This window comes from Dyella silvae (assembly GCF_026421305.1).
GTDB lineage: Bacteria > Pseudomonadota > Gammaproteobacteria > Xanthomonadales > Rhodanobacteraceae > Dyella > Dyella silvae.
On sequence record NZ_JAPJBQ010000003.1, the window covers coordinates 578,646 to 584,645 of the forward strand.

Here is a 6,000-nt window from a genome sequence, read left to right on the forward strand (position 1 = left end):
TAGACGTCTATACAGCCATTGTTGCGATGCGTCAATACTTCGAAGCGAAGGCATCCAGCCGAGCCTTATAACGGCCCGGCATATATCCCCGTGCAGAAATCATTTGTGCCAGCTCAGCCGCGTGCCTAGCGTGGAAACCCTCGCCACCATGCCTGTCTCGCGGAGTCAGAGGTTCCATGAAGCTGTATCCGTTGTTTGCCGATCTTTCCGGCCGCCAGGTGCTGGTGGTGGGCGGCGGCGTGGTCGGCGAGCGCAAGGTGGCAGCCTTGTTGGAAGCCGGCGCGCGGGTTGCGGTGGGGGCGCCCGACCTCACCCCCGCGCTGCGCGGCTGGGCCAGGGAAGGGCGCGTGCAGTGGCGTTCCGGCCGTTTCGAAGCGTCGTGGCTCGACGACGTCTGGCTGGTGATCGCCGCCACCGATGACGCCGCGCTTCATCGCGACATCGTCGCGCTGGCCGAGGCGCGGCATCTGTTCGTGAACGTGGTGGACGACGCGGAACAATCGAGTTTCCACGTGCCTGCGGTGATCGACCGATCGCCGGTCACCATCGCCGTGTCGAGCGGAGGCCATGCGCCGATGCTGGCGCGGCTGTTGCGCGAACGGCTGGAGGTGGTGATCGATCCGGTGGTGGGTTCCGTGGCGACGTTGCTTGCCCAATTGCGTCATCGCATCCGGGCGCGGATCCCCGACCTCGCCTTGCGCCGCCGTTTCTACGAACGGCTGCTGCATGGTCCGGTGCAGAGCCTGTTGCGGCGAGGGCAGTGGGCGCTCGCCGAAGCGTCCGCCGAGCGTTTGCTGGATTCGGTGGAGTCGACGCCGTCAGGTTCCGTTGTCCTGCTGGGTGCGGGTCCGGGCGATCCGGGCTTGCTCACGTTGCGAGGCCTTCGTGCGCTCAACGAAGCCGACGTGATTCTGCATGACCGCCTGGTCAGCGTCGAAGTGCTGGCGCTGGCACGCCGCGATGCCGAGCGCATCGAAGTCGCCAAGCAGGCGGGCAACCACCACACCACCCAGGCTCAGATCCATGCGTTGATGCTGGAGCATGCGTCCGCCGGTCGCCGGGTGGTTCGCCTGAAAGGCGGCGACCCATTCGTGTTCGGCCGCGGCGGCGAGGAGCTGGAATTCCTGCGCCAGCACGACATTCCCTATGAAGTGGTGCCCGGCATCACCGCGGCACTCGCCTGCGCCGCTTATGCCGGGATCCCGCTGACCCATCGCGATCACGCCCAGTCGGTGCGCCTGGTCACGGCGCACTGCAAGAACTCTATCGACACGCTCGACTGGAAGGCATTGGCGCAGGAGCGGCAGACGCTGGCCGTCTATATGGGTAACAGCGAACTGCCGCTGATTCAGGCCCAGCTGTTGGCCCATGGCCGCGCGGCCGGCACACCCTTTGCCCTGATCGAAAACGGTTCACGGCCGGAGCAGCGGGTGGTGACCGGTACGCTTGCCAACCTGGCCGAACAGGCTACTGCGCACGATGTGCAGTCCCCGGCGCTGCTGATTCTTGGCGAGGTGGCTGCGCTGGCCGGCAGCTTGGGCTGGTTTGGGCGTCCGCCGCTGGGTGTCACGCCGGCCCTCCATGCGCCGTCGCCAAAAGCGGCTGCGGCTTGACACAACCTTATCCCGGACGGGCGCACCATCGCGCGACACCGTTTCCATCCCTGCCGTGCCACGGAGCGACCTTATGATCTACGACAGCATTCTCGACACCATCGGCAACACGCCCATCGTACGTATTCACCGCCTGGCGCCGAAGCACGTGACGATGTACGTGAAGGTGGAGGCATTCAATCCTGCCGGCTCGGTGAAGGATCGTCTTGCGTACGCCATCATCATCGACGCTGAGCAGCGAGGTCAGCTCAAACCGGGCCAGACGGTGGTAGAGGCGACCTCCGGCAACACGGGCGTGGCGCTGGCAGCGGTGTGCGCGGCACGCGGTTACCCGTTCGTCGCGGTGATGACCGAAACGTTTTCTATTGAGCGACGCAAACTGATGCGTGCCTATGGCGCCAAGGTGGTGCTCACCCCAGCGGCCGAGCGCGGCAGCGGCATGGTGCGCAAAGCCAAGGAGCTGGCCGAGAAGAACGGCTGGTTTCTTGCGCGGCAATTCGAGAACGAAGCCAACCCGTCGTATCACCGCAACACCACGGCAGCGGAAATCTTGCGCGATTTCGCCGGCAAGCGACTCGATTACTTTGTGACCGGCTGGGGCACGGGCGGCACGCTCACCGGCGTCGGCGAAGTGCTGAGGGTGGCGCGACCGGAAGTAAAGGTGATTGCCTGCGAACCGGCGGGTGCGTCGTTGCTGTCGGGTAAAGAGTGGCAGCCGCACAAGATCCAGGGATGGACGCCCGACTTCGTGCCGGCCGTGCTCAACCGCGATGTGGCGAGCAAGATTCTGCCTGTCGACGACGTGGTGGCCCGTGATACGTCGCGTGAGTTGGCGCAAAAGGAAGGCATCTTCGTCGGTATTTCGGCAGGTGCTACGTTCGCTGCGGCGCTCGAGGTGGCGAAGGACGCCACTGAGGGTTCGGTGCTGCTGGCGATGTTGCCGGATACGGGTGAGCGGTATTTGTCGACGTTCCTGTTTGAAGGTGTCAACGAAGGGTCGGACGATATCGAGTAACGCCACGCGCTTTTTCTCCCTCTCCCCTTTGGGGAGAGGGTTGGGGTGAGGGGTCAATCTGGCCTCGTCGCTACATAAAAGCCGTCATCCCAGCGAAAGCTGGAAGCGCTTCACAACAGCCGAAGGTTGGTCATCCAGTGACTTTGCTCTTAAGCTCTGAATGAGGCGCTACCGCCAGCGTGCCGCCTACGACGCGAAGCTCGTCCCTGTGGGACACAGCGGGTACTTCTAAGCGCTTCGCAACGCGCCAGCGCGAAGAGGACTTAAAGCAGAGTATCGCTTGGCGTTATCTCTTCGATGGACGTGAGCTTCGTCAATTTCTGCAATCACCGCGCCGCTGCGTTGTCATTGTGGGTCTCCCACTCGGCAATCAGCTTGCGCCCCACATGGGCGATGGCATTGATCGCCGGCAACAACTCGCGGCCCAGTTCCGTCAACGCATATTCCGCCGACGGTGGCGACGTATGCAGCACGCGCCGCGTCACCAGTCCACGCGTTTCCAGCTCCCGTAGCCGCGCACTAAGCACACGTGCGGAGATTCGCGGCATGTCATGGCGCAGCTCGCCGAACCGGCGCGGTTCGCCACTGAGCTGCCAGATCACATTGGGCGCCCATGCGCCACGCAGCAGCCCCAGCACTTCGCTGAGCGGGCAGGCTGGCGTTGGCTCCACTTTGCTTTTGCGTACAGGCAAGCCCATGGTGGCAATTCGCTGTCAGAAACCGGTAACCCGATGGTTACCGGATTTTACCGGTTACAGGGGGTTAGGTGGTATCCATCAGTAACCATGCTGGCTAGCATCGTCGGCCTGCGGGGCAGGTAAGCCTCGTAGCCCCCACTTCCCAAGCATGGAGACCATCGTCATGAAGCTTTACTACGCCGCTGGAGCTTGTTCGCTGTCCCCGCACATCGTCGCCCTGGAAGCGGGTATTCCGCTGGAACTGGAAAAGGTCGACACCAAGGCGAAGCTCACCGAGAGCGGTAAGGATTTCTGGCAGATCAACCCCAAGGGCTATGTGCCGGTGTTGGAGCTGGATAGTGGCGAACTGCTGACCGAAGGGCCGGCCATCGTGCAGTACCTGGCCGACCACAAGCCGCAGAGCGGGCTGGCTCCCGCCAATGGCACGACTGCGCGTTATCACCTGCAGGAAATGCTTGGCTACATCAACTCCGAGCTGCACAAGAGCTACTCGCCGTTGTTCAAGCCTGAAACGCCCGATGTAACGCGAGAGGAACGCAAGGCCTACCTGCGCAAGCGCTACGCCTTCCTGGAGCAGCGTCTGGCACAGCACCCGTGGCTGGTGGGCGATCACTTCTCGGTGGCCGATGCCTATCTCTTCACCGTGACCAACTGGGCGAAGCACGTGGATCTCGAACTGTCCGATTTCCCGGCGGTGCTCGATTTCCAGAAACGCGTTGCGGCGCGTCCGAAGGTGCAGGCAGCACTCGAGGCCGAAGGCCTGATCAAGAAGGCGGCCGCCTGAAACAAAACGGGTCGCGCACAGCGTGCGCGACCCGTTCTCAGGTTACGACCGCCAGGTCGTAACGAGTGACGTCAGATATCGCGAGCCAACGGCTCGGCAAGACCGATGTAACCGCCCGGCGTCAGATCGAGCAGTCGCTGCTTGGCGTCGGCCGGCAGATCAAGACCGGTGATGAAGGTGCGCATCGAATCCCGCGTGATGCCCTGGCCGCGCGTCAGCGCCTTCAGCTGCTCGTACGGCTCAGGCAGGCCATAGCGGCGCATCACTGTCTGGACGGCTTCGGCCAGCACTTCCCAGCTGGCATCGAGATCGGCAGCGAGGCGGTCGGCATTCACCGTGAGTTTGCCCAGGCCCTTCTTCAGGGATTCGAGCGCCACCAGCGTGTGGCCAAACGCCGTGCCCAACGCGCGCAGCACGGTGGAGTCGGTGAGGTCACGCTGCCAGCGGCTGATCGGCAGCTTCTCTGCGAAGTGGCCGAGCAGGGCATTGGCGAGGCCGAAGTTGCCTTCGGCATTCTCGAAGTCGATCGGGTTGACCTTGTGCGGCATGGTGGAGGAACCCACTTCGCCGGCCTTCAGCGACTGCTTGAAATAGCCTAGCGAGATGTAGCCCCAGATGTCGCGCGCCAGGTCGATCAGGATGATGTTGGCGCGGCGGATCACGTCGCAGTACTCGGCCACGCCGTCGTGCGGTTCGATCTGGGTGGTGTACGGGTTGTAGTCCAGGCCCAGGCTTTCCACGAAGCGGCTGGAGAAACCGCGCCAATCCAGTTCGGGGTAGGTGATCGCGTGGGCGTTGTAGTTGCCGACGGCACCGTTGATCTTGCCCGGAATTTCCAGCGCGGCGAGCTGCTTGCGCTGGCGCTCAAGGCGGGCGACCACGTTGGCCAGTTCCTTGCCCAGCGTGCTCGGCGAAGCGGTCTGGCCGTGCGTGCGCGAGAGCATCGGCAGGTTGGCGTTGGCGTGAGCCAACTCGCGCAGCTTGGCGATGATGCCGTCCAGCGTGGGCAGCAGCACCTGATCGCGCGCATCGCGCAGCATCAGTGCGTAGGAGAGGTTGTTGATGTCTTCGCTGGTGCAGGCGAAGTGCACGAATTCCTTGGCCTGGGCCAGCGACGCGTCGTTGCCGATGCGTTCCTTGATGAAGTACTCCACCGCCTTCACGTCGTGATTGGTGGTGGCTTCGATGGTCTTGATGCGTGCGCCGTCGTCGACGTTGAAATCGGCCGCAATGCCCTTGAGCTTAGCGATCTGGTCGGCGGTGAATGCCGGCAGCTCGGCGATGCCCTTGTCCGCCGCCAGCGCGAGCAGCCACTCGATCTCCACGTGCACGCGGCGATGCATAAGGCCGAATTCGCTGAAGATCGGGCGCAGCGTTTCAACCTTGCTGGCGTAACGGCCGTCCAGCGGCGACAGGGCGGTCAGGGCGTGGGAGGACATCGGGGGGTGTTCCGGAGGCGGGAAAGGGGGGATTTTACAACAGGGGCGGGGAGGGGCGAATTTGAGGTTTTTGCGGGGTGTGGCGGCCTTCGTTTCCTTTTGGGATGTGCAGGTGATCAGGGGTGGCGGCTGCCTTTGCTCCCTCTCCCCTCCGGGGAGAGGGTTGGGGTGAGGGGTGGGTGCTCGCGGTGACGTTCATTCCCCTCACCGTCATCCCAGCGAAGGCTGGAAGCGCTTCACAACAGCCGAAGGCTGGTCATCCAGTGACTTTGCTCTGGTGTGGGGTTCCCGCGACCTGGCTCGCCTGCGGCGGGCTTCCGCTGTCCTGCCGGGCAGCGGGTCACTTCTCTTTGCGTGGCCAAAGAGAAGTAACCAAGAGAAAGGCCACCCCGATGGCGCGCCTTCCGGGCGAAGCCCGGAAGGTTCGCGGGCGGGTTACGGGGTTTTTCGA

The 6,000-nt window shown here is 63.6% G+C and carries 5 protein-coding genes; 3 read left to right on the top strand and 2 right to left on the bottom strand.

What is annotated here, in order from left to right:
• Positions 1-176: 176 nt before the first annotated feature.
• Together cysG and cysK are read left to right on the top strand one after the other, a co-directional pair.
• The gene (gene cysG / locus OQE56_RS11130) at positions 177-1,613 is read left to right on the top strand and encodes a siroheme synthase CysG (protein WP_267224323.1); all 1,437 of its coding nucleotides are present in this window, start codon (positions 177-179) and stop codon (positions 1,611-1,613) included.
• A 73-nt stretch (positions 1,614-1,686) separates the two neighbouring features.
• Complete coding sequence (cysK, locus tag OQE56_RS11135) at positions 1,687-2,628, top strand: cysteine synthase A (RefSeq protein ID WP_267224324.1); 942 nt, start codon at positions 1,687-1,689, stop codon at positions 2,626-2,628.
• A gap of 326 nt (positions 2,629-2,954) precedes the next feature.
• Here the strand turns inward: cysK and OQE56_RS11140 are convergent, their stop codons facing one another.
• A complete protein-coding gene (locus tag OQE56_RS11140; RefSeq protein ID WP_267224325.1) occupies positions 2,955-3,326 on the bottom strand; it encodes a winged helix-turn-helix transcriptional regulator in 372 nt (123 codons plus the stop codon).
• 163 nt (positions 3,327-3,489) lie between these two features.
• Here OQE56_RS11140 and gstA point away from each other — a divergent pair, with 163 nt between their 5' ends.
• The gene (gstA, locus tag OQE56_RS11145) at positions 3,490-4,110 is read left to right on the top strand and encodes a glutathione transferase GstA (protein WP_267224327.1); all 621 of its coding nucleotides are present in this window, start codon (positions 3,490-3,492) and stop codon (positions 4,108-4,110) included.
• A gap of 71 nt (positions 4,111-4,181) precedes the next feature.
• On the opposite strand, the gene purB is transcribed toward gstA, so the two are convergent.
• On the bottom strand, positions 4,182-5,549 hold the full coding sequence (gene purB / locus OQE56_RS11150) for an adenylosuccinate lyase (RefSeq protein WP_267224328.1): 1,368 nt from the start codon (positions 5,547-5,549) through the stop codon (positions 4,182-4,184).
• Positions 5,550-6,000: the final 451 nt, after the last annotated feature.

Bases quoted from the DNA above. Each gene is read 5' to 3' on its own strand.
- gstA (WP_267224327.1), top strand. From the start codon at position 3,490: ATGAAGCTTTACTACGCCGCTGGAGCTTGTTCGCTGTCCCCGCACATC.
- cysG (WP_267224323.1), top strand. From the start codon at position 177: ATGAAGCTGTATCCGTTGTTTGCCGATCTTTCCGGCCGCCAGGTGCTG.
- OQE56_RS11140 (WP_267224325.1), bottom strand. From the start codon at position 3,326: ATGGGCTTGCCTGTACGCAAAAGCAAAGTGGAGCCAACGCCAGCCTGC.
- cysK (WP_267224324.1), top strand. From the start codon at position 1,687: ATGATCTACGACAGCATTCTCGACACCATCGGCAACACGCCCATCGTA.
- purB (WP_267224328.1), bottom strand. From the start codon at position 5,549: ATGTCCTCCCACGCCCTGACCGCCCTGTCGCCGCTGGACGGCCGTTAC.